The 25509-nt window shown below is 33.6% G+C and carries 21 protein-coding genes and 2 pseudogenes; 11 read left to right on the top strand and 12 right to left on the bottom strand.

The genetic code is table 11. The features are described 5' to 3' along the window. The first annotated feature begins 71 nt into the window (after positions 1 to 71). From ADIWIN_RS15300 to ADIWIN_RS15285, 4 genes are all read left to right on the top strand, one after another. Positions 72 to 1232 (top strand): DegT/DnrJ/EryC1/StrS family aminotransferase, encoded by a 1161-nt coding sequence (locus tag ADIWIN_RS15300; RefSeq protein ID WP_040757587.1) that lies wholly within the window; start codon positions 72 to 74, stop codon positions 1230 to 1232. Between the two features lie 92 nt (positions 1233 to 1324). Then, entirely contained in the window at positions 1325 to 2344 is a 1020-nt protein-coding gene (gene galE, locus ADIWIN_RS15295) for a UDP-glucose 4-epimerase GalE (protein ID WP_040757586.1), read from the top strand. Between the two features lie 15 nt (positions 2345 to 2359). After that, positions 2360 to 3637, top strand: coding sequence for a metal-dependent hydrolase family protein (locus tag ADIWIN_RS15290; protein WP_020895524.1), 1278 nt, complete (start codon positions 2360 to 2362; stop codon positions 3635 to 3637). Positions 3638 to 3826: 189 nt separating this feature from the next. Then, on the top strand, positions 3827 to 4018 hold the full coding sequence (locus ADIWIN_RS15285) for a hypothetical protein (RefSeq protein ID WP_020895523.1): 192 nt from the start codon (positions 3827 to 3829) through the stop codon (positions 4016 to 4018). 10 nt (positions 4019 to 4028) lie between these two features. On the opposite strand, the gene lspA is transcribed toward ADIWIN_RS15285, so the two are convergent. From lspA to ADIWIN_RS15265, 4 genes are all read right to left on the bottom strand, one after another. After that, a complete protein-coding gene (gene lspA, locus ADIWIN_RS15280) occupies positions 4029 to 4532 on the bottom strand; it encodes a signal peptidase II (RefSeq protein ID WP_020895522.1) in 504 nt (167 codons plus the stop codon). Between the two features lie 11 nt (positions 4533 to 4543). Then, a complete protein-coding gene (gene fabD, locus ADIWIN_RS15275; RefSeq protein WP_020895521.1) occupies positions 4544 to 5437 on the bottom strand; it encodes an ACP S-malonyltransferase in 894 nt (297 codons plus the stop codon). A 96-nt stretch (positions 5438 to 5533) separates the two neighbouring features. Next, positions 5534 to 7087, bottom strand: a complete 1554-nt coding sequence (locus ADIWIN_RS15270; RefSeq protein WP_020895520.1) for an NAD(P)/FAD-dependent oxidoreductase — start codon at positions 7085 to 7087, stop codon at positions 5534 to 5536. 129 nt (positions 7088 to 7216) lie between these two features. Further along, a complete protein-coding gene (locus ADIWIN_RS15265) occupies positions 7217 to 9781 on the bottom strand; it encodes a S9 family peptidase (protein WP_020895519.1) in 2565 nt (854 codons plus the stop codon). A 163-nt stretch (positions 9782 to 9944) separates the two neighbouring features. Between ADIWIN_RS15265 and ADIWIN_RS15260 the strand changes: the two genes are divergently transcribed. After that, complete coding sequence (locus tag ADIWIN_RS15260; protein WP_020895518.1) at positions 9945 to 10949, top strand: App1 family protein phosphatidate phosphatase; 1005 nt, start codon at positions 9945 to 9947, stop codon at positions 10947 to 10949. On the opposite strand, the pseudogene ADIWIN_RS22235 reads toward ADIWIN_RS15260, so the two are convergent. The 6 genes and pseudogenes from ADIWIN_RS22235 to ADIWIN_RS15235 form a co-directional block, all read right to left on the bottom strand. Further along, positions 10942 to 11157, bottom strand: a pseudogene (locus ADIWIN_RS22235) (glycosyl-4,4'-diaponeurosporenoate acyltransferase CrtO family protein); the annotation flags it as partial. The gene ADIWIN_RS15260 and the pseudogene ADIWIN_RS22235 overlap by 8 nt on opposite strands. A 241-nt stretch (positions 11158 to 11398) precedes the next feature. After that, a complete protein-coding gene (locus ADIWIN_RS15250) occupies positions 11399 to 12013 on the bottom strand; it encodes a deoxynucleoside kinase (RefSeq protein WP_020895516.1) in 615 nt (204 codons plus the stop codon). A gap of 3 nt (positions 12014 to 12016) precedes the next feature. After that, positions 12017 to 12499, bottom strand: a complete 483-nt coding sequence (locus ADIWIN_RS21505) for a hypothetical protein (RefSeq protein WP_020895515.1) — start codon at positions 12497 to 12499, stop codon at positions 12017 to 12019. Positions 12500 to 12938: 439 nt separating this feature from the next. Then, positions 12939 to 13621: pseudogene (locus tag ADIWIN_RS15240) on the bottom strand (response regulator transcription factor). Beyond that, positions 13611 to 14147 carry a sensor histidine kinase gene (locus ADIWIN_RS21500; protein ID WP_020895512.1) on the bottom strand — a complete coding sequence of 179 codons (537 nt, stop codon included), beginning with the start codon at positions 14145 to 14147 and terminating at the stop codon, positions 13611 to 13613. Before ADIWIN_RS21500 ends, ADIWIN_RS15240 begins: the two are co-directional and overlap by 11 nt. Beyond that, positions 14129 to 15151 (bottom strand): sensor histidine kinase family protein, encoded by a 1023-nt coding sequence (locus tag ADIWIN_RS15235; protein ID WP_020895511.1) that lies wholly within the window; start codon positions 15149 to 15151, stop codon positions 14129 to 14131. The genes ADIWIN_RS21500 and ADIWIN_RS15235 overlap by 19 nt, the downstream gene beginning before the upstream one ends. 124 nt (positions 15152 to 15275) lie before the next feature. Between ADIWIN_RS15235 and ADIWIN_RS15230 the strand changes: the two genes are divergently transcribed. The 4 genes from ADIWIN_RS15230 to ADIWIN_RS15215 all read left to right on the top strand — a co-directional run bounded on the left by ADIWIN_RS15230 (position 15276) and on the right by ADIWIN_RS15215 (position 20303). Continuing rightward, complete coding sequence (locus tag ADIWIN_RS15230) at positions 15276 to 15668, top strand: hypothetical protein (protein ID WP_040757585.1); 393 nt, start codon at positions 15276 to 15278, stop codon at positions 15666 to 15668. Beyond that, on the top strand, positions 15668 to 16450 hold the full coding sequence (locus tag ADIWIN_RS15225; protein ID WP_020895509.1) for a GLPGLI family protein: 783 nt from the start codon (positions 15668 to 15670) through the stop codon (positions 16448 to 16450). Before ADIWIN_RS15230 ends, ADIWIN_RS15225 begins: the two co-directional genes overlap by 1 nt. Positions 16451 to 16625: 175 nt before the next feature. Next, positions 16626 to 17501, top strand: a complete 876-nt coding sequence (locus ADIWIN_RS15220; RefSeq protein ID WP_040757584.1) for a GLPGLI family protein — start codon at positions 16626 to 16628, stop codon at positions 17499 to 17501. A gap of 75 nt (positions 17502 to 17576) precedes the next feature. Next, positions 17577 to 20303, top strand: a complete 2727-nt coding sequence (locus ADIWIN_RS15215) for a TonB-dependent receptor (protein ID WP_020895507.1) — start codon at positions 17577 to 17579, stop codon at positions 20301 to 20303. A 192-nt stretch (positions 20304 to 20495) separates the two neighbouring features. On the opposite strand, the gene ADIWIN_RS15210 is transcribed toward ADIWIN_RS15215, so the two are convergent. Both ADIWIN_RS15210 and ADIWIN_RS15205 read right to left on the bottom strand, forming a co-directional pair. Next, positions 20496 to 22895, bottom strand: coding sequence for a sodium-translocating pyrophosphatase (locus tag ADIWIN_RS15210; RefSeq protein ID WP_051155482.1), 2400 nt, complete (start codon positions 22893 to 22895; stop codon positions 20496 to 20498). 145 nt (positions 22896 to 23040) lie between these two features. Continuing rightward, positions 23041 to 23568, bottom strand: coding sequence for an inorganic diphosphatase (locus ADIWIN_RS15205; RefSeq protein WP_020895505.1), 528 nt, complete (start codon positions 23566 to 23568; stop codon positions 23041 to 23043). Between the two features lie 240 nt (positions 23569 to 23808). Between ADIWIN_RS15205 and epsC the strand changes: the two genes are divergently transcribed. Both epsC and cysM read left to right on the top strand, forming a co-directional pair. Then, on the top strand, positions 23809 to 24597 hold the full coding sequence (gene epsC, locus ADIWIN_RS15200; RefSeq protein ID WP_040757583.1) for a serine O-acetyltransferase EpsC: 789 nt from the start codon (positions 23809 to 23811) through the stop codon (positions 24595 to 24597). Between the two features lies 1 nt (position 24598). Next, positions 24599 to 25477 (top strand): cysteine synthase CysM, encoded by an 879-nt coding sequence (gene cysM / locus ADIWIN_RS15195; protein ID WP_020895503.1) that lies wholly within the window; start codon positions 24599 to 24601, stop codon positions 25475 to 25477. The last annotated feature ends 32 nt before the right edge of the window (positions 25478 to 25509 follow it).

Here is a 25509-nt window from a genome sequence, read left to right as displayed (position 1 = left end):
CGCTTACAATTTTGTATTTTCGCTAATAGCTTTACGCTTTTTTATATTTACACTAAAATGTAGTCTTCACAATGAAAAAAATACAGATGGTTGACCTTCAAAGTCAATATGCCAAAATTAAAGATATAGTAGATCCTTCGATTCAAGACGTAATGGATAATGCCACTTTTATCAATGGACCTAAAGTACATGAGTTTCAAAAAAATCTTGAGAATTATTTAGGAGTTAAACACGTTATACCTTGTGCTAACGGAACGGATGCATTACAAATTGCAATGATGGGTTTAGGTTTGCAGCCAGGAGATGAGGTCATTACCGCAGATTTTACGTTCGCAGCCACTGTTGAGGTTATTGCATTACTGCAATTAACTCCGGTTTTAGTTGATGTTGATCCGGTAACGTTTAATATAGATGTCGCTGCGATTGAAAAAGCAATTACGCCAAAAACTAAGGCTATTGTTCCTGTTCATTTATTTGGGCTTCCGGCAGAAATGGATGCTATTATGGCTTTAGCAAAAGCACATAATTTATACGTAATTGAAGATAATGCGCAAGCTATTGGCGCAAGTTATACACATAAAGATGGTAGTAAAACCAAAGCTGGAGTTATAGGAGATGTGGCTTCAACATCATTTTTTCCATCAAAAAACTTAGGTTGTTACGGAGATGGTGGAGCAATTTTTACCAATGATGATGAGTTAGCACATGCAATTAGAGGTATCGTTAATCACGGTATGTACGAGCGTTATCATCATGATGTTGTTGGTGTAAATTCACGTTTAGATTCTATTCAAGCGGCTGTTTTAGATGCTAAATTACCACATTTAGATGCCTACAATAATGCAAGACGAGATACGGCAAGAAAATATAATGAGGCTTTTAATAATCATCCAAATATTATCATTCCTTCTGGTTTAACTGAGTGTGAAGGGATTTGTGATACTTGTGACTGCCATGTGTTTCATCAATATACACTTAATTTAAAAGGAGTGGATAGAGATGCTTTAGTGGTACACTTACAATCAAAAAATATCCCTTGTGGAGTGTATTATCCAATTCCATTGCACAGACAAAAAGCGTATATGGATGATCGCTATAATGAATCAGATTTTCCAGTTACAAATGCATTAATCAAATCTGTGATTTCGCTTCCAATGCATACAGAGTTAGATGATGAACAAATTGAATGTATTACAAGTACAGTTTTAAGTTTTATCGATTCAAATAAATAATATAAAACGAGCATGTTAAGAGCTTTGTCAACCAATGGCTGATGAATAGTGAACAGCATGTGACATTTGAAAGCAAAATATATAAAAAACACATGAAAATTTTAGTAACAGGTGGTTTAGGGTTTATAGGATCGCATACCGTAGTAGAATTACAACATGAAGGCTATGACGTTGTCATTATAGATAATTTATCCAATTCTTCAATTGAAGTTTTAGATGGCATCACAACTATTACAGGCAAAAAACCACTTTTTGAGAAATTAGATTTAAAAGTAAAACCAGACGTTCAAGATTTTTTTAAACGTCATAACGATATTGTTGGAGTTATTCATTTTGCAGCCAATAAAGCGGTTGGAGAAAGTGTTGCCGAACCTTTAATGTATTATGAAAACAATATCGCCACATTGGTTTATTTGCTTCAAGAATTAAAAGGTTTGAGTAAGAAGAATTTTATCTTTAGTTCGTCTTGCACTGTTTATGGACAAGCAGATGAATTACCAATTACGGAAAATGCACCTGTGAAACCAGCAGAATCTCCTTATGGAAATACAAAGCAGATTGGTGAAGAAATTATAAGAGATACCTGTCGTGTAAATGGAGATATAAAAGCAATTGCTTTACGTTATTTTAATCCAATTGGAGCGCATGATTCAACAGAAATAGGTGAACTACCCATTGGAGTTCCACAAAATTTAGTACCTTTTATAACACAAACTGCAATCGGTATGCGAGAGCAATTGTCTGTGTTTGGAGGGGATTATCCAACGTCAGACGGTACTTGTGTAAGAGATTATATCCATGTGGTGGATTTAGCAAAAGCCCATGTCATAGCTTTACAGCGTTTATTAGATGTTAAAAATGATTCTAATTTTGAGTTTTTTAATCTTGGAACTGGAACAGGAAGTACTGTTTTAGAAGCTGTTCAGTCATTTGAACGTGTTTCAGGAACATCTTTAAATTATAAAATCGTAGATCGAAGAGAGGGAGATGTCATTGCGGCTTATGCCGAAACGTCCAAAGCAAACAACGTTTTAGGTTGGAAAACAGAATTAACCTTAGATGATGCCATGGATTCCGCTTGGAAGTGGGAACAGAAAATTAGAACGAAATAAACTAAATCATATCATATGAAAACTTTTCTTAGAATTTTTGTATTGCTTTGTGGTGTTACGCTTACAGCGCAAAGTACATATTTACATTGTGGTAAATTAATTGATACAAAATCTGGAAAAGTACTCATAGAGAAAACGATAGTTGTTACTGGTGATAAGATTATTTCAGTAGAAAATGGTTATATCAATCCAACAAATTATGAAGATGTAACAATTGATTTAAAATCTAAAACCGTAATGCCAGGATTAATAGACATGCATGTGCATATTGAAGGCGAAACGAGTCCAAAATCTTATCTCAATAAATACACGTTGAATGATGCAGATGTCGCTTTTAATTCAACAAATTATGCGAAAGTCACCTTAATGAGTGGATTTACAACCGTTAGAGATTTAGGAGGCTCTGGAGTAAATATCGCCTTACGAAATGCTATAAACTCAGGAAAAATTGTTGGTCCAAGAATTTTTACTGCAGGTAAATCATTGGCAACGACAGGAGGGCATGCCGATCCAACAAATGGTTCTAGTAAAAATCTAATGGGTGATCCTGGACCAAAGGAAGGCGTAGTGAATGGAGTAGAGGACGCCAAAAAAGCCGTAAGACAGCGTTATAAGAATGGTGCTGATTTAATTAAAATAACAGCAACAGGCGGAGTTTTAAGTGTGGCTAAAAGCGGTCAGAATCCACAATTTTCAACAGAAGAAATTAAAGCAATTTGTGAGACCGCTAAGGATTACGGTTTTCATGTGGCAGCACATGCACATGGAGATGAAGGCATGCAACGTGCCATTTTAGGTGGTGTTAAAACGATTGAGCATGGCACTTTAATGAGTGCTAAGACTATGGAATTAATGAAAAAGCACGATGTGTATTTAGTGCCAACCATTACAGCAGGAAAATTTGTGTCAGACAAAGCAAAAATTGAAGGGTATTATCCGGAAATCATAGTGCCTAAAGCTTTAGACATTGGACCTAAAATTCAGGATATGTTTGGTAGAGCCTACAAGGCAGGAGTTAAAATTGCTTTCGGAACAGATGCAGCAGTGTTTTATCATGGTGACAATGCAAAAGAATTTGGTTATATGGTTGAAGCTGGTATGCCAGCAATTGAAGCGCTTCAATCTGCGACAATTACCAATGCCATGTTACTAAGTATGGAAGACCAAATTGGGCAAATAAAACCTAATTATATTGCCGATATTATTGCTGTAAATGACGATCCAATAACAACCATTTCTACAATGGAAAACGTCATTTTTGTTATGAAAAACGGTGTTATTTACAAAAAATAGCCAAATTTAGGTGCTTTTTCGTTTATTGAATATGTAAATGACAAGCTACAACGTTGCGAATATGTTAATTCTTTTAGTGTCTGATTTTCAATATGATAATATCAAAAGCCGTTAGCTAGGTTTTAACACTGATTCCTTGGAGTTGGTCATCAATCTTCGTTGCTTTGTAGTGAATGATAATTGAACAACATGAAATTGATTAGTATTAAAAGAGAGACCAAAACAGAAGGTCGCTTCACGAAAAAAATGGGTGTAATGTTAACTAATGTTACCTACATTAAAAAGCAATTCTTAAGTATTCCTTACAAAACACTTCATAAATACAGAGAAACGTATTATGGTGAAGTTAAAGATTGCGAAGACTGTAAATTAGCGCGTTAGTTTTAAAACTCTAAACAGAAACGTTTTCTTTCTTCTTGCTGTTAAATATTCCACTGAAAAGTAAAATTACCATTCCTATGGTAACAGACATATCAGCAACATTAAAGATGCCTGTTTTAAATACACCACCTAAATTAATATAGAAAAAGTCAGTGACTTGGCCAAATACAATACGGTCAAAGACATTGGCTATACCTCCTCCTGCAATACAGCAAAAAGCAATAAGGCTCATTCGGTCTAATTCTTTAGTTTTTATGATATAATAGATCACGTAAGCTAAAACAAGGGTTGGTAAAATTAATAAAAAGATTAATCTAAGAGTTGGATTCATATCACTTCCCATACCTAAAAAAGCTCCTTTGTTTTCGACCCAAATGAGTTGGAAATAATCTTGTATTACATTGATTTGCCCTCTCCCACCTTTAATCATTGTGGTTCTAACAATTACTTTAGAAATTTGGTCAATAGCAATATTAAATGCGATGAGTATTATGATAAATAGTGTTCTGTTCAAATCAGTGAGTTTTAGGCATTAATTTCAAAAGTAGCTGAAGCCGTTTCCGCTTCACGGTGTATTTTTTTCACTAAGCCTTGTAATACTTTTCCAGGACCAACTTCGGTAAAATGTACTGCACCATCAGCAACCATTTGTTGCACAGATTGTGTCCAACGTACAGGTGCTGTTAATTGTGAGATTAAATTAGCTTTAATTTCGTTTTCATCGGTAATAGCAGACGCTGTTACGTTTTGGTATATTGGGCAATTAGGTTTGCTAAATGTTGTGTTTTCTATGGCAGCTGCTAATTCTTCACGAGCAGGTTCCATTAAAGGAGAATGAAATGCTCCACCAACCGGTAATACTAGAGCGCGTCTTGCACCAGCGTCTTTCATAGCTTCACAAGCTTTATTAATAGCTTCTACGTCTCCAGAAATAACTAATTGACCTGGGCAATTATAATTTGCAGGAACAACAACTCCATCTATAGTTTTACAGATGTCTTCAACAACATTATCTTCTAAACCCAAAACTGCAGCCATTGTACTTGGTTGCAATTCACAGGCTTTTTGCATGGCTTGGGCACGTTGAGACACTAATTTAAGTCCGTCTTCAAACGTTAATGCTCCTGCAGCAACCAACGCAGAGAATTCTCCAAGAGAATGACCAGCAACCATATCTGGCTTAAAGCTATCTCCAAGTGTTTTTGCCAAAATTACAGAATGTAAAAAGATAGCAGGTTGAGTGACTTTAGTTTGCATTAAATCTTCCTTAGAACCCTCAAACATAATGTCTGTAATATGAAAACCTAAAATATCATTAGCTTTTTCAAATAGTTCTTGTGCTAAAGGAGAATTTTCGTAAAGGTCTAGTCCCATTCCTGAGAATTGAGCACCTTGACCTGGAAATATATATGCGTTCATTTGTGTTTTAATTTAAGTTGCAAAAATAGGAATTAATATTTTCAGTTTACAGTATTCAGTCGCAGTTTTCAGTTAGTGCGTAATTAATTGAAAACTCTAAGAACAAGCCGCTTCCGCACAACGTTCTCCATCCATTGCCGCAGATACAATACCACCAGCATAACCTCCACCTTCTCCACAAGGAAACAAATTAGTGATTTCAGGATGTTCTAAAGTTTCCGTTCTTGGAATATTTACAGGTGATGAGGTACGAGATTCTACTCCTATAACATTAGCTTCTTCGGTATAATAGCCCTTCATTTTTTCGCCAAAAGCTTTAAAGCCTTTACGTAAGGATCCTCCAATGATTTTTGGTAGTAATGAATGTAATGGTGCTGAATTTAAACCAGGTTGATAAGAGGTTTCATTTAAACTTGAAGATAATTTTCCTTCAACAAAATCCGTCAATCTTTGAGCAGGAGCAGATTGTCTACGTCCCCCTGCGGTGAAGGCTAAACGTTCTAAATCTTTTTGATATTCGAGTGCTTTTAAAGGGCCAAAATGTTCGTATCTGTAAAGATCTTTGTCGGCATTAATTTCCGTTACGATGCCAGAATTCGCGAATTTATTATTGCGTTTAGAAGGCGACATCCCATTGACTACAACTTCACCATTGGCTGTGGCTGCAGGAACTATGAATCCACCAGGACACATACAAAATGAATATACACCTCGGTCATTTACTTGTTGCACTAAGCTATATGAAGCTGCCGGTAGTAGCTCGTCGCGTTGCTCACCTTTACAATGGTATTGAATGCCATCAATTATTTCTTGTGGATGCTCAACTCTGACTCCCATGGCGAATGATTTTGCTTCAAGCTTAATCTTCTTATCATTTAATAAGTAAAAAATATCTCTTGCCGAATGGCCAGTCGCTAGAATGACTTTTTCAACATCGAGTTCATTATCATTGTTAAGCTGAATAGCAACTATTTTATTATTCTTAATAGTGAAGTCAGTAACTCGAGTTTCAAAATGAACTTCACCACCAAATTTGATGATATTTTCTCTTATATTCTGAACCACTCTTGGTAATTTATTGGTTCCGATATGTGGATGCGCATCTACTAAAATCTGATCTGTTGCTCCGTGATATACTAAGTTTTCAAAGATTCTTCTAACATCTCCTCGTTTTAAACTTCTGGTATATAATTTACCATCAGAATACGTACCAGCTCCTCCTTCACCAAAGCAATAATTAGAATCTTCGTTTACAAAATGATCTTGGTTGATGGCTTTTAAATCTCTTCGACGATCTTGTACATTTTTACCGCGTTCTAAAACAATAGGTTTAAAACCAAGTTCTATACAACGCAATGCGGCATACATGCCTGCAGGTCCAAAACCAATAATGTGTACAGGTTTAGCGTTAGATACATCTTTATAATCAAAATGATAATCTGAAGTTTCGGGTACAGGTTCATTGATGTAAACTTCAACTTTATAGTTGAACATAATATTGCGCTTACGTGCATCAATCGATTTCCTTAGAACTTTTATTCCTGAAATTTCGGAAGATTTCATTCCCAAATCATAGGCGGCTTTATTAAGCAAACCATCGGGTTGTCTTTCTTGCTGCAAATTAATGCGTAGTTGTAAGGCTTTTATCATGTTGCAAAATTAAAGAAAAGAAATGTTATCAAAACTTTTTAAATAGCAATAAGTTGTAATGATTACGTTTCAGTATAAGCATAAAAAAACCACGTTAATTAACGTGGTTTCCTTTTTACTTTAACGGTATTATGATTTCGTTTTAGGTTGATCTCTATTTATTTCTGTAATATCAATTTCCGTAGCTTCTACACCAAGAAAGTGCTTGCTAAAATGATCGGCTCGTAGCCAAAATGAATATTCAGTCATGTTTCCAAAACTATGACGTTGCCCTGGCATAAGCATAAAATCGAAACGTTTGTTAGCTTTTATTAATGCATTTGCCATTCTAATAGTTCCGCCAGGATGTACATTATTATCTACATCACCTGTAATAAGCATTAGATTTCCTTTTAGATTTTGCGCTAAAGATTGGTTGTTGTCAATTAGGTATTTGTATTTTACATTACCATCGTCATCCATTTCTTCTTGCACACCATGATGTGTTTCACTCCACCAACTGTTATAGATGCTATTATCATGATTTCCTGCAGACGACACAGCCGCTTTAAAGAAATCTGGGTAGACTAACATGGCAGCAGTAGACATAAATCCACCTCCTGAATGACCATAAATACCCACTTTTTCTATATCAATAAAAGGATGTTGATCTGCAAGTTGTTCTGCGACATGTTTTTTATCTGCTAAACCGTAGTCTCTAAGGTTGCCATAACCATAATTATGGTACCATTTTGAACGGTCTGGATGGCCACCACGATTACCCATAGTCACTACAATAAATCCAACTTGAGCCATACGATCTAAGCGATCCATTCTAACAGAGAAGGATTTGTTTACAGCTTCAGTTTGTGGACCAGGATAGACATATTCTAATAAGGGATATTTTTTAGTGTCATCAAAATCGTAAGGCTTATACATTACTCCATAAATGTCTGTAATGCCGTCATCTGCTTTCATTTTAAAAGTCTCAGGAAACTGATAACCTGTTGCCATTAATTGCGATAAATCGGCTTCTTCTAAGTCCAATATAAGTTTTCCAGTATTGGATCTTAATTCTGATTTAGGAACCGTGTTCACTTTAGAATAGTTGCTCACAAAATAGGCATTGGAATCTGCCATATCTGTACTTGAATCATAATCGCCAGGATTTAAAGCTTGTAAGCTAGAACCATTTAGATTAATCTTATAAAGATGTTCGTAATACGGGTCCTGGTCTTTTGCGATACCGTTTGCTGTGAAGTAAAGGGTTCTGCTTTTTTCATCTACACCAACAGCACTTTGTACGTGGTATGAGCCAGAGGTGACTTCATTTTTTAAATTCCCTTCGGTATCATATAAATAATAGTGTGCCCAACCCGAACGTTCTGCCCAATGCAACATTTCACTTTCGTTATTAAACAATACTAATGGACGCGATTCTATGTATGTATTAAAGCGTTCTTCAATTAATACTCTTGTTTCTCCTGTATTAATATCTGCAACACATATATCTAGTTTTTTGCGATCTCTACTAATGGTGTTGTAATAAATTTTGCCTTTTTTTGATAAAAGTAATGACGGATTAAAGTCATCATTATAACTCGATTTTTTTCTAGGCTCACGATAAACTTGAATACTTTGTTGTTTTACCGTATCTATTTGTACTTGAATATTTGACTTTGAAGGAATATCAAAAACATGCAATTCTGTTTTGTAATACTCATCTTCACCTGGCATGTGGTATTTATAAGACTCTAAAGTTGGACGTTTTCCGGAAGTGGTATTAATTACCCAAAGGTCGCTAATGTGTCTAGAATCTGTTCTTTGAAATACAAACTTTTTAGAATCGTGAGACCAAATACCACGAACAGATTTACGATCGTCTTTATTCTTTAATTTGGTTTCATTGTTTTCACCACGACTACTGCCTCCAAAATCATAATTTTCTTCTCCATCAGTGGTCCATTGGTTTTCTACAATAGTTGAATCTTTTTCATTTTTTACAGCCTTCAAGAAGTTTTCCTTATCCATCCAGTACATATTATAGTGTTTAGAAAATAAAACTATAGAACTATCCGGCGCTATATTAGCCCACTTTTTCCAGCTTTCTTTTTCTTTCTTCTTGTTATCTAAAACGGTTAAGCCATTGCCTCCAAGTTGGTATTCAAAATAATATACTTTATTAACTTTTTTTGCCTTTTTAGCTTTGCCTTTTTTCTTTTTATCTGTTTTGGTAGAGTCAGTTTCTTTTGTGTTTTCTTTTTCGTCATCTACGTCATCTACGTCATCGTCCTTTTTTTCTTCATCAACTTTCTCGGTTGATGTTACATAGAAACGTATTGCAGTTTCATTTTTTACAAACTCAAAATCAAATTTTGGTAAATGCTGAGCATCATATGGATCTTTAGTGATTTCGGTAAGCCATTTTGCCATTTTTTCATTGTCAAAAAGTGCTTTTTTGCTACGGTTGTCTGCATCAACAATATAGTAATTAGAACCCTCGGTTGTTTTGTATTGATACCAAAATTTATTTCCATTTTTTAACCAATTTGGTCTTACCGAAGTAGAATGAACTAATTTTCCTAAATTAGTTGGAGAATATTTAGCCGCTGCTCTATAATTAGGTGTTGGTGTTTGACTTTTCTTTTCACTGTTTTGTGCATTTACTAAACTAAAGGATAAGCTTAAAAGGACTAGAAATATTAATTTTTGCATGCTTATTGAGTTGGATTAAGATGGGTTAGTTGCTCGATTTGACTAAAATACTCGTAATATTATAAAATTGGTAAATATTTAACATTAGGCTAACGAATTAATTGAGTTAACATTTTTCTTATGAACTGATTTTACTATCTTGAAACCTCAAAATAAATCATAATTGAGCTGGTTAAAAAAAGACCCTTTACAGATTATTGCGTTTCAGAGTTATGGAACAAATTCCCATTTTTATGCTAGAGGTAGAGCTTTGGAAGATGAGTCCATTGACTTGGACGATCAGCATATTTGGCACCTCATTGTTAATACTTGGAAACGATTTGAAACTGATGAAATTAAACATGTTGGTTTAGATTTAAAGTTACCTAACAATAAAATTATAAAAGTCAACACGGACGAAAATGGTTATTTTCTTGCTGAAGAAAACATAGAAAACTTAAAAGAGCTAACGAATGCTGAAGGTTGGCTTTCTTTTGAACTTTCTTATAACGACGTTAACATTAAACGTTCTATACAGAACAAAAATAGATTTCCTGGTGAACTATTAATTCCGTCTAGTAAAGCAGAATTTGGTGTTGCTAGTGATATAGATGATACGATATTACACACAGGTGTGGTGTCTGTTTTAAAATGGAAAGTAATTTATAACTCCATTTTTAAACATGCTAAAAACAGAATTCCTTTAGAAGGTTCTGCAGAATTTTATCATAAATTACATCGTGGAATTTCAGGTAAAAGTGCCAATCCCATATTTTATGTGAGTCATAGTCCTTGGAATTTATACCGCTATTTAGAACTTTTTTTAAGACAAAATAATTTCCCAAAAGGTCCCATTTTATTGCGCAGTCTTAGTAATCTTCTTAGAAAGAAATCTCAAGATGAAAAACCGCAAAAACAAAAGGAAATTATTAATATTTTAAAAACATATCCTCATTTGCCGTTTATATTAATTGGGGATAGTGGAGAGCACGATCCTGATATTTATATGGAAATTGTAGAAGAATTTCCGGGTCGAATTTTAGCTATTTATTTACGTAGTGTAAAGCACAAAAAGAAAATGCTACGTGTTAAAGGTATTGTAGATGGTTATAAAGTAACACCAATGTTATTAGTTGAAAATAGTCAAGAAGCTATTGAGCATGCTAGACAAAGTGGGTTTATTATCTAAGGATATGGTCTATACGGTTTTTATTCTGTTGTTGTAATAAAATAGGGTAAAGGTTAAAGATAATATTAAATAGAAATAAAATAAATGCGGACAAAAACAATCCATTCCATAGTTTTATGACTATAACAATAAGTATAAAAATAAAGCCAATTAGGTGTCCTATTTCTGCATAAACCATTTCAGTTCTAATTCGTTGCAAGTCTTCTCTGTTTGTTCTGCTTTTTGAGGTTTAAATTTGTATTAAAGACTCTAAAGAAACTGTTTTTAATGACCCAGCCAACTTTACTTAATCCAATAGACTTACTTAAAACCTCATTTTTTGTAAAGTTAAGGTGTGATATTTTGCCATAGAACGTTCTGTGCTTTATTGCATTATTAAGCAATAAGCCAATAGTCCAAGATATAAAAGTGAATGTGATGGCCTGAAGAAAGTAGAGTAGAATTGTCAATTAAAATAACCCATTTATTTGAGCATCAATTCTATTAATGATATCTCCTAAATCCTCAGGGTTTGCAACAAAATCGAGGTTGTCAACATCAATTATAAGTAAATTACCTTTGTCGTATTTAGAAATCCATGCTTCGTAGCGTTCATTTAAACGACTTAAATAATCGATACTAATGGTGTTTTCGTAATCGCGACCTCTTTTATGAATTTGAGCAACCAAATTAGGAATAGAACTGCGTAAGTAAATTAATAAGTCAGGACCCTTTACAAATGATTCCATAAGTTGAAATAATGACGAGTAATTTTCAAAATCACGATTGGTCATTAAACCCATAGCATGCAAATTGGGAGCAAAAATATGAGCATCCTCATAGATGGTTCTATCTTGTATGATGTCTTTTCCGCTATCATGAATTTGATTCACCTGGCGAAATCTGCTGTTTAAGAAATAAACCTGTAAGTTAAAACTCCAACGTTCCATTTGATTGTAAAAATCATCTAAATACGGATTGTCAACTACGTCTTCCAATTGTGCCTCCCATTTAAAGTGTTTAGCTAGTAATTTTGTGAGCGTTGTTTTTCCAGCGCCTATATTTCCTGCAACAGCAACATGCATAATCTATTCTATTTTTAATTGGTAATACCGTAGTAGTTTTTCGTGGTAAATATACAAGGTTTCATTGGTTACCAAAAACTGATTTATTAACATTTTTGGATGTTCTATAGGTTGAATTATAGATTCATTTTTCTCTAAATAATAAAGTTTCTCATTTTTCTTTAAAAGCAAATGTGCTTTACTGAACGCTAAACTTTCATAACCTGTATTTTCTATTTTTTGAATTAAACTGCCGAAGTAATTATAAATGTAGAGATAATTCTCAGTAAGCAAATAGCAATAATTATAATCGCTTTTTAAATCTAAAACTTCAGATTGAATAGGAACAGTTTTAAGTTTTACCTTATGGGTTTTATAATCATATAATTCTAAATACTGATAATCTTGATTAACTAACCATAACGAATTATCAAAGCCAGAAGACACAAAAGAGACATTTTTATAAGGCTGAATAATATTAAAATCCACTTTTGAAATTTCTGCCAAACGATTATCTAAAATTATAACTGTATTAAAATCTTTGTAAAACAGATTTATTTTTAAAGGATTAAATGTGTTTACAGAGGTGATTTCGCCAAGTTGAAAATTGGCATAAGTTATAATGGTATCTTTTGTTTTTTATTAAAGGAATTATTTTCAGAAGTGAAATATAGTGTTCCAAAATTATCAATTCCAAAAATGTGCGTAACATCAAGAGGTATTGAATCTGTTAAAGTCGCGGAAATTTTCTGTGGTGACTTTTCTTGTGAAAAGCAGAACAAACTGATAAAAAAGAATAAAAAAATGAGCTTTTGCATAATTCAGGGCGAATAAGCTTGAAAAATACAACAATTACTTCAATTACGCTTCACAGATTTTTCTAGGTCTTAAAACCTTAAAGATCTCAGTCATAGATTTTAAATAATTATTCGTGATGCTTTTAAAACTAATCCGTTAGCTTATATCCAAAACCACGGACATTAATAATTTGAATGTTTTCATCTTTACTCAATTGCTTTCGTAATTTACTAATAAAAACATCCATGCTTCTGGCAGTAAAAAAGTCGTCTGTGCCCCAAAGTTTATTCAAAATTAAGGAACGATCTAAAACTTGGTTTTTGTTTTTATTAAATGAAATAATAAATGTGATTCTCTATGAGTCAGCTGAATCGATTCGTCATCCTTAAATTTTAATTGCTGTTTTGCTAAATCGAAGGTGAACTCCCCAATAGTTATGATTTCAGTGGTCTTTTGAGTTTTAGTTCTGTCTATCAAATTATGAACTCTAACAATCAACTCTTCTATACTAAATGGTTTTTTGAGGTAATCATTACCACCAATTGAGAAACCTTCTACAACATCTGCGGTTTGCGACTTGGCTGTTAAAAATATAATAGGAATAGTGTCGTCAATAGCCCTGATCTCTTTAGCTAGGGTGAAACCGTCTTTTTTGGGCATCATCACATCTAAGACTAAAATTTCTGGCGCTTCAGATTTATACTTATCAAAAGCTTTGTCTCCGTTTTCGCAAAGAATGACTTCAAAATCTCGTGTTTCAAGACTTTCTTTTAGTATTTGTCCTAAAGCAGCTTCATCTTCAGCCAATAACAATTTGATTTTATGAGCCATTTAGAAGTGTGATTTTAAAAGTGGTTAAATTTTTATTGAGTTCTAAGGTGATTGAACCATTGTGCTTGTCAATTATGGTTTTGGTGTAATAGAGGCCAATACCAAAACCTTTTACATCGTGGGTATTCCCTTTTGGAACACGATAGAATTTATCGAAAATTTGATGTTTGTTTTCGTGGGTTAAACTATTACCATTATCTGAAATTAAAACTTCAAAATTAGTTTTTTTCGTCTTTAATTCAATAGAAATTAGATCTCCTCCATACTTTACAGCATTGTCTAATATGTTATTTAAAGCGTTTTCAATATGAAAGATATCGGCATTAACAATTAAGCTTTCAAGCTGAAAATTAATGTTGAATGTTTTATTCTGAAATTGCATTTTATAATTGCTCATTAAAGATTGAAGCAAAGCGATAATATCAAAATTTTCTTTATTCAATTCTAAATTATTACTATCTAAGGTTGCGGTTTCAAGTAGTTTTTCGACCATAGTATTTAATTTGTCTAGCTGCGTGGAAGACATGTTGAGATACTTTTTGGTTTTTCTTTATCATCAATAGCATTAAAATTATTAATGCTTTCTAATGCTGCGCTAATAGTGGCGATTGGTGTTTTAAACTCATGAGTAATATTACTGATAAGGTCATTTTTTACTTCGGCTAATTGCTTTTGATGTTTTATGATTTTTAATAGATAGAATAGACAGCTTATTACGGCTAAAACTAAAAGTGTTGAAATTAAGACGCCTCCAAGAATGCGGTATAAAATAGCTTTAGTGGTGTTGGTAAATAGAATGGTTAAAAAAGTGCCTTTTGGAAGGAATCTAGATTTTGTGTCCGTTTGCAAATAATCATCAGACATGTGATTAGGGTCCAATTCAGGTAAGGATCCGTTTACCATAAAATAATCAACGTTACGTTCGATGTCTTTGTAGTCTAGATAAAAATCGACATTGATATTCTTGCGTTCTAGTTCTATCGCTATTAATTCTTCAACAGCCTTTACATCAAGTGTGTCATTTTTTATCGAAATCATCACTTTAGAGGTCAGAAATTCGGCATTTTTTAAATTGACATCTTTATTGTTACTTTTTAGATTATCTATTTTTAATTTAAATTGATCTGTAGATAAGGATTTTTGTTTTTTATTATGTGCTTCCGACATTGAATCTGCCTTAAATCCTCTAAAGATAGTTATGCCTTCAATAGTATTTGCATCTATAGAATCAAGGTTTGTAAACTCTTTATTAGATTCATCAATGTTTTTAAAAAATTTTTCCAGCTCACCACCATCTTCGAAAGCATTTTTTTGCTGGTCGCCTTCAAGAATAAAACCAAAAGTGGTGCGCTCTGCTAAAGCTGTATAATAATCATCTACCGCTTTATCTAAACTAATTTGCACATCGTTAATCAGCTGCTGTTTATTGGTTTGATAGTTTTTATAGTTCCAATAGACTTGTATGCCAATCGTAGCTATAATTACGGCAATGATGGTGTATAAAATTAGGCGATACCGTTTATCATTCATGTTTCAAATGTATAAAGTTATTATCAAGTATAGGTTATCGGTTAACACACGTTAACACTAGTTAACCTAAAAAATCAATTGGTGTTGAGATATTTGTAAGGTATTAATCATAAAACCATAAAAAATGAAATCAAAGATGCGTGACTGTTTTAGTCTAAAAAAAGTGCTTACTTGTTTAATGATGTTAATTTCTGTTGTTGGATTTAGTCAGTCTAAAGTTGAAGAAAAATCAGTAAAAGTTGATGCGATTAGTATTGAGGTTACAATTGATTCTCTTGAAGAACTAGAGTCTACTTTTAAAGCGGAGGATTTAGATGAATTATTTAAAATGATGGATAGCAATGAAGAATTAAGTTTTACCTTAAACTGTAGCTTTTCAGAGGTTAAGGATAGTTTAAAAGGTAGCATGACTTATACTGTTGCAGGAAGGGCAAATGAAAAAGCAAAACTTCTCAAGAATATTGAAAAAATGAAAGCTACAGCATTGAAATTTTATAATTTAAAAAATAGAACATAATGACAACAATTACTAGAATTCTAACTTTGATATTAATAGGAGTTATTTCATCTGTTAACGCACAAGATTTTCAAGGTGTAGGAACTTACAGAACCCATCGCGATTTTGATATTAAAATGGATAGTACCAAAATGAATGATGCGATGCAAAAACGAATGATGGAAATGATGAAAAAGCAGTTTCAGAAAACGTATACCCTAACTTTTGATAAATCGTCATCTTTATATAAACAGGAAGCAGAATTAGATAAGCCACAGGTTGGCGGAGGTTTTCAGATGTCTTTTGGAAATAGTGGGTCAGATGTCTTTTATAAAAATATAAAGCTTAGAACGTATGTTGACCAAAAAGAGACAATGGGTAAAAAATTCTTAATTAAAGATTCTATTTCCCCAATCGAATGGAAGCTAGAATCCGATACCAAACATATTGGAGAATACATGTGTTTTAAAGCAACGTATACTAAACAAGTGCCTAAAGTTAATATGAATTTTAGTAGCTTTTCAAGTGTAGATGATGACAATGAAGAGGAAAAAGAACCAGAAATGACAGAGCGTACAATTACGGCTTGGTACACTCCTCAAATTCCTGTTAGTAATGGTCCTGCAAAATACCAAGGACTTCCTGGTTTAATTTTAGAAATACACGATGGGAAACTAACTGTGATCTGTAGTAAAATTGTAATTAATCCAGAAGACAAAATTGAGATTGAAGAACCAATGAAAGGAAAAGAAGTGACCCAGAAAGAATATGATGATATTATGGATAAAAAACTAAAGAAATGATGGAGCGTTATGCACCAAGCAGAGGGTCTAAAGACGGTGCGATTCATATTTCTATAGGTGGTTAATTCTCTTAACACAAATTTAACAAGTCGAGACTTAACTTTTCTTCATTTATAGAGTCTTATGGAAGTAAGATTAACATAATTTGTTATTAAATTTAACTAGACTATTAAAAATGAAGAAATTACCATTAAAAATTGCATTCCTCTTAACTGTGTTTTTCGCCAGTTCTAATTTGTTTGCTCAAGATTTTCAAGGAAAAGCGTACTACATATCTAAAACCACTATGGATCTCGATCAATTTGGAGGACAAGATATGAGTGCGGAGCGAAAAAAGCAAATTCAAGAACGTATGAAGAGTTTCTTGGAGAAGGAATATACTTTAACGTTTTCTAAATCAGAGTCTATTTATAAAGAAGAGGAAAAGTTAGCAGCACCTGGTGGAGGTGGTGGAAGAGGAGGCTTTGGTGCAAGTTTAACTGGAGGACCAAAATATAAGAATGTTCAAACAAAAGAAGTCATCCAAGATCAAGAATTTTTTGGGAAGCAGTTTTTAGTTAAAGACGAATTAAAAGATTTAGAATGGGAAATGGGTACGGAAACCAAATTAATTGGTCAATACACCTGTTTTAAAGCTACCGCAACTGTGGTTCCTAGTGGAGTTGACTTTAGCAGTTTTAGAGGATCAAGAGGTAGAGATCAAAAAAGTGAAGTTGAAAAGGGTAAAGATTCTACAGATTCCAATGAACCTAAAGCGCCAAAAACAATAGAAGTTGTTGCTTGGTATACACCACAAATTCCTGTAAACCAAGGGCCTGATGATTATTGGGGTTTACCAGGATTAATATTAGAAATAAATGCAGACCGTACAACCATACTTTGTACTAAGATTGTATTAAATCCAAAAGAGAAAGAATCTATTGATAAGCCTAAAAAAGGAGAAGAAGTGACGCAAGCAGAGTACACTGAAATCACTACCAAGAAGATGGAAGAAATGCGTGAAATGTATGGTGGGCGTAACGGTAGAGGCGGTGGACGCGGTAGAAATTAAAATTATAACTTAACTAACTCTCGGATGAGCAGAGTCTAAACCACGCTCTCAATTACCAACCAAAGAATTATTTATATGAAAAATATTTTAGCACTGCTATTTACTTTAGTAGTTATGAGCTCTTTTGCTCAAATTAAAATGACAGGTATTGTAAAGGATAGCATTGGCTCTCCTTTAGAACTGGCCAATATTATTGCTATTAATAAAGAATCTAATACCTTAGAATCTTACGCTATTACAGATGCCAATGGGAAATATGTTATTTCATTGGGTAAAAATGGAACTTACAGTATTCAAGTAAGTTATATTGGTTTAAAATCCGTTGATGAAACTGTGACAACTAAAGAAGTTGATATCACAAAAGACTTTAATATGCTTTCTGATAATATGTTAGATGCTGTAGAGTTAACTTATGATATGCCAGTAACTATAAAAGGAGATACCTTAATTTATAATGCCGATTCTTTTAAAAATGGTACAGAACGAAAGTTAGAAGACGTCTTAAAGAAATTACCAGGTGTAGAAATTACAGCAGATGGAAAGATTGAAGTTGAAGGTAAGGAAGTAACGAAACTTATGATCAATGGTAAAGATTTCTTTGATGGAGATTCAAAACTGGCGACTAAAAATATCCCTTCAAATGCTGTAGATAAAATTCAAGTGTTACGTAATTATGCTGAGGTAGGTCAATTAAGTGGTGTTCAAAATAACCAAGATAATGTTGCCATTAACATTAAATTGAAAGAAGGAAAAGAAAACTTTTGGTTTGGAGATGTTACTGCAGGTGGAGGTGTTGCGCCATCACCAAATGATAACTTGTATTTAGTGCAACCAAAACTATTTTACTACAGTCCTAAATACAGTATTAATGTTATTGGTGATATTAACAATATCGGTGAAGTCGCATTAACAGGTCGTGATATTAGAAATTTCGGTGGTGGCTTTAGAAGTCCAAGTTCTAATAGCGGAACGAGTCTTAATCTTGGAGATAATGGATTGCGCGGTTTAACGGATCTTGGAGATGCACAAAGTATAGAATCTAAATTAGGAGCAATGAACTTCAGTTATGCTCCGAATAAAGCCTTAGACCTTAGTGGATTTTTAATTTATAATGCGAATCGTTTAAAAACGAGACAAGAAAGTTTTGTACGTTATACAAATCCAGAATTAGGAATTCCTGATGAAGAAACAGTGCAAACAGGTAGAGAAGCTACCAATCAAGGTTTAGCCAAATTGAGCTTAAGTTATAAGCCAAATGCTAATAATCAATTAAATTATGATGTTTTGGGTCGTGTTTCTAGCGATTCTGAAATGCAAAATGAATTTTCTTCTGTAGTTGGAAATACCAATGAGTTGAATGAAGCAAAGCCATTTAGTATCAATCAAAATGTGAATTATTATTACACGCTAAATGAGAAGAATATTTTTGCTTTCGAAGCGCAGCATTTAATTAAAGATGAAGATCCTTTTTACAATGTAATTGGATTAAAAGATGAAGGTGCTTTTGAAAGTACAGCAAACAGTTTAGGTTTAGATACAAGTCAGAGTAATTACGATCTAAATCAAGAACGTCGTATTAAATCTAATCAGTTAGATGCTAAATTAGATTATTATAATATCTTGAATTCAAAGAGTAATATCAATTTAACCTTAGGTACTATTTTAAGTAATCAGAAATTTAACTCTAATATTTTTCAGTTCTTAGATGATGGATCATTTTTTGACCCTACAGCAAACTTGACTAATACAGAAGGTGACTTATTAAGAAATGAAAATGATACAGAATATAATTTCAGCGATGTTTATCTTGGGTTACATTACAGATTAAAAACAGGGAAATTTACAATTACACCTGGATTTTCTGTACACGCTTATGGAAATAAAAACACACAGTTTGGAGAAACCTATGAAGATAATTTCTTTAGAATATTACCAGATTTTGAGACGCAAATTCAATTTAAAAAGAGTGAGAGTTTAACGTTCCGTTATAATATGCAAAACTCATTTACTGATGTTACAAGTTTAGCTGAAGGTTTGGTTTTAAATAATTATAACAGTGTGCAATATGGTGAGCCTAACTTACAGAATTCATTATCGCATAACTTAAACTTACGTTACTTTAGTTTTAACTTGTTTAATTACACTAATATATTTGCGTTTATTAATTATAACAAGAATATCGATCAAATAAGATCACTTACTAATTTTGATAATGTTATCAGAACCAATACATATTTCAATTCAAATTTTGCGGATGAGAGTGTGTCGGCTAGCGGTCGTATACAACGTACTTATGGTAAGTTAAGAGCAAGTATGCGTGTTGGTCTTAATTATAGCAAGAGTAATCAATTTGTTCAAGATGTTAGATCTGTAAATGAGACGTTTTCTCAAACGTATTCACCAGAATTAAGTACGAACTTTAGAGAGGCGCCAAACGTAACTTTAAAGTATGGATATAGTGTCTCAGATACAAAGCAAGGAGAGAATGACACACAATTTATCACGAATGCTCCTTCTGTAGAATTTGATGCTTACATCTGGAAAGCTTTAACTTTTAGAACAGATTATTCATACACAAGTCAAAGCAGTAATGTTAGTGATACACAATCATATCAAACATGGAATGGGAGTTTGTCGTACAGAAAAGATGAGGATGCTAAATGGGAATACCAACTTAAAGCTACCAACTTATTGAATATAGATTCGGAAGTTAATAATGGGTCTAGTAATATTTCTGTATATAGCTCAGAAACATTTATTTTACCTAGATTTATTACATTTAGGTTGACGTATACCTTATAGAATATAATTATAATGATAAAAGCCTCACATTTTGTTTTAAAATGTGAGGCTTTTTCTTGTTTATATATAGAGGTTTAAGTGGTCTCTCAAAACTTTAAATTCATACTATAGTGTCTATATCTACTAAAATAAAACCTTCAACATTTTGAATAATGTTGAGGGTTTTTAAAAGATTTTAAAAAGGACTAAGAATTAATTCTTCTCTTTTTGTGTTTTGGCATATGCACTAGATTTTTCTACAACTTCATCCAAGTTACCTTCAAAAGTCTTGTTAATTACAACAGTTTGTCCATCCTCTTCAGAGGTTGTTGTTACTGTAGCTTTTGCTGTATTAGGCAAGTTAACGTCATTTTCAGTTTCTACAGAAACTGTTCTTGTAACTTCCACGCTGTTATTTGTCAAAGCTAATCCAGTTTCATCAGCATGACCACCTAAAATAGGCGCAATGACTAAACCGATTAAACAGGTTAACTTAATTAAGATGTTCATTGAAGGGCCAGATGTATCTTTAAAAGGATCTCCAACGGTATCTCCAGTTACTGCTGCTTTGTGAGCTTCAGAACCTTTGTATGTCATTTCACCATTAATTTCAACTCCAGCTTCAAAAGATTTTTTAGCATTATCCCAAGCTCCGCCAGCATTGTTTTGGAAGATCGCCCAAAGCACTCCTGAAACCGTAACACCAGCCATATAACCACCTAACATTTCAGCAATCGCTAAAGGATCCATTCCGAAAATCATCGGAATAAAAGCAATTGCTAATGGGAAACCTATAGTTAATAAACCTGGTAACATCATTTCTTTTAAAGACGCTTCCGTAGAAATCGCCACACACTTATCGTATTCTGGTTTTCCTGTACCTTCCATAATACCTGGAATCTCTCTAAACTGACGACGTACTTCCTCAACCATTTCCATAGCTGCTTTTCCTACAGCATTCATAGCTAAAGCCGAGAATACTACTGGCACCATACCACCAACAAATAGCATCGCTAATACTGGTGCTTTAAAGATGTTAATCCCATCAATTCCTGTAAACGTTACATAGGCAGCAAATAAAGCTAATGATGTTAATGCTGCAGAAGCGATGGCAAAGCCTTTTCCTGTTGCAGCAGTAGTGTTACCAACAGAATCTAATATATCTGTACGTTCTCTAACGATAGGTTCTTGTTCGCTCATTTCAGCAATACCACCTGCGTTATCAGATATTGGCCCAAAAGCATCAATTGCTAATTGCATAGCTGTAGTTGCCATCATAGCAGAAGCCGCTAAAGCAACTCCATAGAATCCTGCAAATGCATACGATGCCCAAATAGCACCAGCAAATAATAATACGGATGGGAATGTAGAAATCATACCTGTCGCTAAACCTGCAATAATGTTGGTTCCTGCTCCAGTACTTGACTGTTGTACAATATTTAAAATTGGTTTTTTACCTAATCCTGTATAGTATTCAGTTACAGAAGAAATAACAGCTCCTACAACTAAGCCAACTAAGGTGGCATAGAACACACGCATCGAAGAAATGTCTTGTAAGCCTTCTCCGAAGAAATTCATTTGCATAGTCTCAGGTAACATCCATGTAACTAATCCATAACATGCTGCAGCAACTAAAATAATTGAAGTCCAGTTTCCAATATTTAAAGCTCCCATAACCTGAGCTTCTTTGGCGTCATTACTTTTTATTTTCACCAACATGGTTCCGATGATAGAAATAATAATTCCTACACCAGCAATTGACATTGGTAATAAGATTGGTCCAATACCTCCAAAAGCATCAGAGATTGAGCCACCCATATCTTTAATCACGTAGTTACCAAGAACCATTGCAGCTAAAACCGTAGCTACATAAGAACCAAATAAATCGGCTCCCATACCTGCAACATCACCTACGTTATCACCTACGTTATCTGCAATTGTAGCAGGGTTCCGAGGATCATCTTCTGGTATCCCAGCTTCAACCTTACCAACTAAATCGGCACCAACATCGGCAGCTTTAGTGTAAATACCTCCACCAACTCTAGCGAATAATGCGATAGATTCAGCACCAAGAGAGAAACCAGCAAGTGTCTCTAATACGATGGTCATGTCCATGGTGTTTGTCCATTCGCTTCCCATAAAGAACCAAAAGAAGAATATGAAAAATGCGGTTAATCCTAAAACGGCTAAACCAGCAACACCAAGACCCATTACAGTTCCACCACCAAAAGATACTTTTAGTGCATTTGGTAAACTTGTACGAGCGGCTTGTGTTGTTCTAACATTTGTTTTAGTCGCTATTTTCATTCCAATGTTTCCAGCGAAAGCAGAAAATACAGCTCCGAAAATAAAAGCAATTACGATAAGCCAATGCGTTGTTGGAACAATGAAAGAAACAATTGCAAGTAACACACTTACGATTACCACAAAAATGGCTAATAATTTATACTCTGCATTTAAGAAGGCGAGAGCTCCTTCGTATATATGATCTGAAATTTCTTTCATTTTACCATCTCCAGCATCTTGTTTCATAACCCAAGATTGCTTTATTAGCATGTAAATTAAGCCCAAAAGCGCCAGAGCTATTGGCATATAAATCATCATTGACTCCATATTATAATATTTAATTTAGTTAGTTATTAGCTAGGTAAATGTAGTAAAATGAATCATATTTTTACGAAAAAAGCAATATCATTTGAATGATATTGCTTTTTTAATAGTTTTTTACTTAAAAACTTTGGATTCCTAAATAAGAATGTTAAATCGTAAAAGTGCGTTTCTTTTTATGCTCACTTTCATCATAACGTTGAATACATTCGTGATAAATTTTTACAGCTTCTTCAGCATCTCCCCATCCACCAACATCAACTTTCTTCTTCTCTAAGTCTTTATAAACACGGAAAAAATGCTCAATCTCTTTTAATCTATGTGGATTTAAATCGCTTATATCTCTATTGTTACTCCAAATAGGATCTGAAACTGGTACACAGATAATTTTTTCATCTGGTCCTTTTTCATCTGTCATATGGAAAACACCAATTGGTCTTACTTCCATTACTACCATTGGGTATGTAGGTTGGTGTCCTAATACTAAAACGTCTAAAGGATCACTATCTAAAGCTAAAGTTTCTGGAATAAAGCCGTAATCACCTGGATACATCATAGATGAAAAAAGCATGCGGTCAAATCTTATTTTATGTAATGTGAAATCGTATTCATATTTATTACGACTTCCTTTAGGTATTTCAATTAGTACATCGAAAGTTAATTCTTCTGATTCTGACATGTTTTAATTTGTATTTGGGAGTTCTAATTTGCTTAGAACCATTGTTATATTCTCTGTTATAATTTAAGTTCCGCAAAGATAATATATTGTACGAGTTAGGCAATTAATTATCTATATAGTGGTTTATTGAATTGTTATCAATTTAGACTTACTACTTTTCTTGTTCAAATTGTTTCACTAAATTCGTTCAATCTGTAATGTATACTATAATTATACGTCTTTTAAAAGAGTTATCTAAGTATGAATTTGAACGTAGTAAAAGTCATAAATGACCACAAGGAAATAATTAAGGTTTCGATGACTTTAAAAGAAGAGTCGCAACGGTTCACAAAATTGCTTTTTAAAGCTTTTTATGATTGTGATACGGATGCCGAACTTGCATTACAGCAATTGGAAACATTGTTTATCACAATTAGAAATAGGGCATGTCCAGAGATTAAGAATAAGACTTGTAAGCTTTGGAGTGATTTTAAAGAAAACATTCCTGATTTATATTCCAGTTTAAAAAAGGATGCTGAAGCGATTTATAATAATGACCCAGCATCGCAATCCATTGAAGAAGTATACCTAGCCTATCCAGGATTCTTTGCAATTTCAATTTATAGAATGGCAAGAGTCTTTTTTAAATTGAATCTGCCGCTAATACCAAGGTTAATGACGGAATATGCACATTCTATTACTGGTATAGATATACACCCTGGCGCTACTATCGGTGAGTCTTTTTTTATAGATCATGGAACAGGTGTGGTTATTGGAGAAACTACAGACATACACAGCAATGTTAAGGTATACCAAGGCGTAACTTTAGGTGCTTTAACGGTGAAAAAAATACATCAAAATACCAAGCGTCATCCTACTATTGAACAAAATGTTACCATATATGCGAATGCAACAATTCTGGGTGGTCAAACAATTATTGGAGAAAGCACGGTAATTGGAGGTAATACATGGTTGACAGAATCTGTTCCTAAAAACTCTGTTGTAACGCATAATCATCAAGTTGAAATTTTCTCTAAATTAAAAAAGTAATATGAACAAGACATTAATAGACCAAATAGGAAATACACCGCTTGTTAAATCAATAGCATTGAATACCAATCCGAATGTGAGTTTGTATTTTAAACTTGAAGGAAATAATCCTGGAGGTAGCGTAAAGGATAGAGCAGCTTACAATATGATTAAAAGTGCTCTAGACTCGAATAAAATTAATACGTCTTCGAAATTAATTGAAGCTACAAGTGGAAACACAGGAATTGCCTTAGCGATGATTGCCAGTATTTATAAGTTGAATATTGAACTTGTAATGCCTGATACAGCAACTAAAGAACGCGTACAAACCATGCGTGCTTATGGAGCAACTGTTACATTACATCCTGATGGCATAGAAGGAGCAAGAGACTACGCTATAGATAAAGTTGAAAATGAAGGTTATTTTTCATTCAATCAATTTGCTAACGATGATAACTGGAAAGCACATTACAAAACCACAGGTCCTGAAATTTGGAGAGATACTGAAGGTACAATTACGCATTTTGTGTCTTCAATGGGAACTACAGGAACTATAATGGGAACCTCTACGTTTTTGAAAGAGCAAAATGCTGAGGTGAAAATTGTAGGTGTACAACCAACAGATGGGTCTAAAATACCTGGGATTAGAAAATGGCCCATAGAATATTTACCTAAAATATTTGAGGCTTCCAAGGTAGATCAAACTATTGAAGTCAGCAAAGATGAAGCTACAGCAATGACACGACGATTAGCAAAAGAAGAAGGCATACTCGCAGGAATGAGTAGTGGTGGAGCAACAGCTGCTGCTTTAAAATTGGTAAAAGAATTAGAGAGCGGAATTGTAGTTTGTATTATTTGCGATAGAGGAGATCGTTATTTATCCTCTGATTTATTTGAGTAAATTTTTGAATACATTTTATAAAAAACAAAAGG

Origin of the sequence: Winogradskyella psychrotolerans RS-3 (genome assembly GCF_000427335.1) — a bacterium.
Taxonomy (GTDB): Bacteria; Bacteroidota; Bacteroidia; order Flavobacteriales; family Flavobacteriaceae; genus Winogradskyella; species Winogradskyella psychrotolerans.
The sequence above is the reverse complement of the archived record's forward strand: the minus strand, read 5'-3'. Positions and strand labels throughout refer to the sequence as shown.

Bases quoted from the DNA above. Each gene is read 5' to 3' on its own strand.
- fabD (WP_020895521.1), bottom strand. From the start codon at position 5,437: ATGAACGCATATATATTTCCAGGTCAAGGTGCTCAATTCTCAGGAATG.
- ADIWIN_RS15235 (WP_020895511.1), bottom strand. From the start codon at position 15,151: ATGAATGATAAACGGTATCGCCTAATTTTATACACCATCATTGCCGTA.
- ADIWIN_RS15220 (WP_040757584.1), top strand. From the start codon at position 16,626: ATGAAGAAATTACCATTAAAAATTGCATTCCTCTTAACTGTGTTTTTC.
- ADIWIN_RS15265 (WP_020895519.1), bottom strand. From the start codon at position 9,781: ATGCAAAAATTAATATTTCTAGTCCTTTTAAGCTTATCCTTTAGTTTA.
- ADIWIN_RS15290 (WP_020895524.1), top strand. From the start codon at position 2,360: ATGAAAACTTTTCTTAGAATTTTTGTATTGCTTTGTGGTGTTACGCTT.
- ADIWIN_RS15270 (WP_020895520.1), bottom strand. From the start codon at position 7,087: ATGATAAAAGCCTTACAACTACGCATTAATTTGCAGCAAGAAAGACAA.
- ADIWIN_RS15300 (WP_040757587.1), top strand. From the start codon at position 72: ATGAAAAAAATACAGATGGTTGACCTTCAAAGTCAATATGCCAAAATT.
- ADIWIN_RS15210 (WP_051155482.1), bottom strand. From the start codon at position 22,895: ATGGAGTCAATGATGATTTATATGCCAATAGCTCTGGCGCTTTTGGGC.
- ADIWIN_RS15215 (WP_020895507.1), top strand. From the start codon at position 17,577: ATGAAAAATATTTTAGCACTGCTATTTACTTTAGTAGTTATGAGCTCT.
- cysM (WP_020895503.1), top strand. From the start codon at position 24,599: ATGAACAAGACATTAATAGACCAAATAGGAAATACACCGCTTGTTAAA.
- ADIWIN_RS15285 (WP_020895523.1), top strand. From the start codon at position 3,827: ATGAAATTGATTAGTATTAAAAGAGAGACCAAAACAGAAGGTCGCTTC.
- ADIWIN_RS15230 (WP_040757585.1), top strand. From the start codon at position 15,276: ATGAAATCAAAGATGCGTGACTGTTTTAGTCTAAAAAAAGTGCTTACT.
- epsC (WP_040757583.1), top strand. From the start codon at position 23,809: ATGAATTTGAACGTAGTAAAAGTCATAAATGACCACAAGGAAATAATT.
- ADIWIN_RS15225 (WP_020895509.1), top strand. From the start codon at position 15,668: ATGACAACAATTACTAGAATTCTAACTTTGATATTAATAGGAGTTATT.
- ADIWIN_RS15250 (WP_020895516.1), bottom strand. From the start codon at position 12,013: ATGCATGTTGCTGTTGCAGGAAATATAGGCGCTGGAAAAACAACGCTC.
- ADIWIN_RS15205 (WP_020895505.1), bottom strand. From the start codon at position 23,568: ATGTCAGAATCAGAAGAATTAACTTTCGATGTACTAATTGAAATACCT.
- ADIWIN_RS21500 (WP_020895512.1), bottom strand. From the start codon at position 14,147: ATGTCTTCCACGCAGCTAGACAAATTAAATACTATGGTCGAAAAACTA.
- galE (WP_040757586.1), top strand. From the start codon at position 1,325: ATGAAAATTTTAGTAACAGGTGGTTTAGGGTTTATAGGATCGCATACC.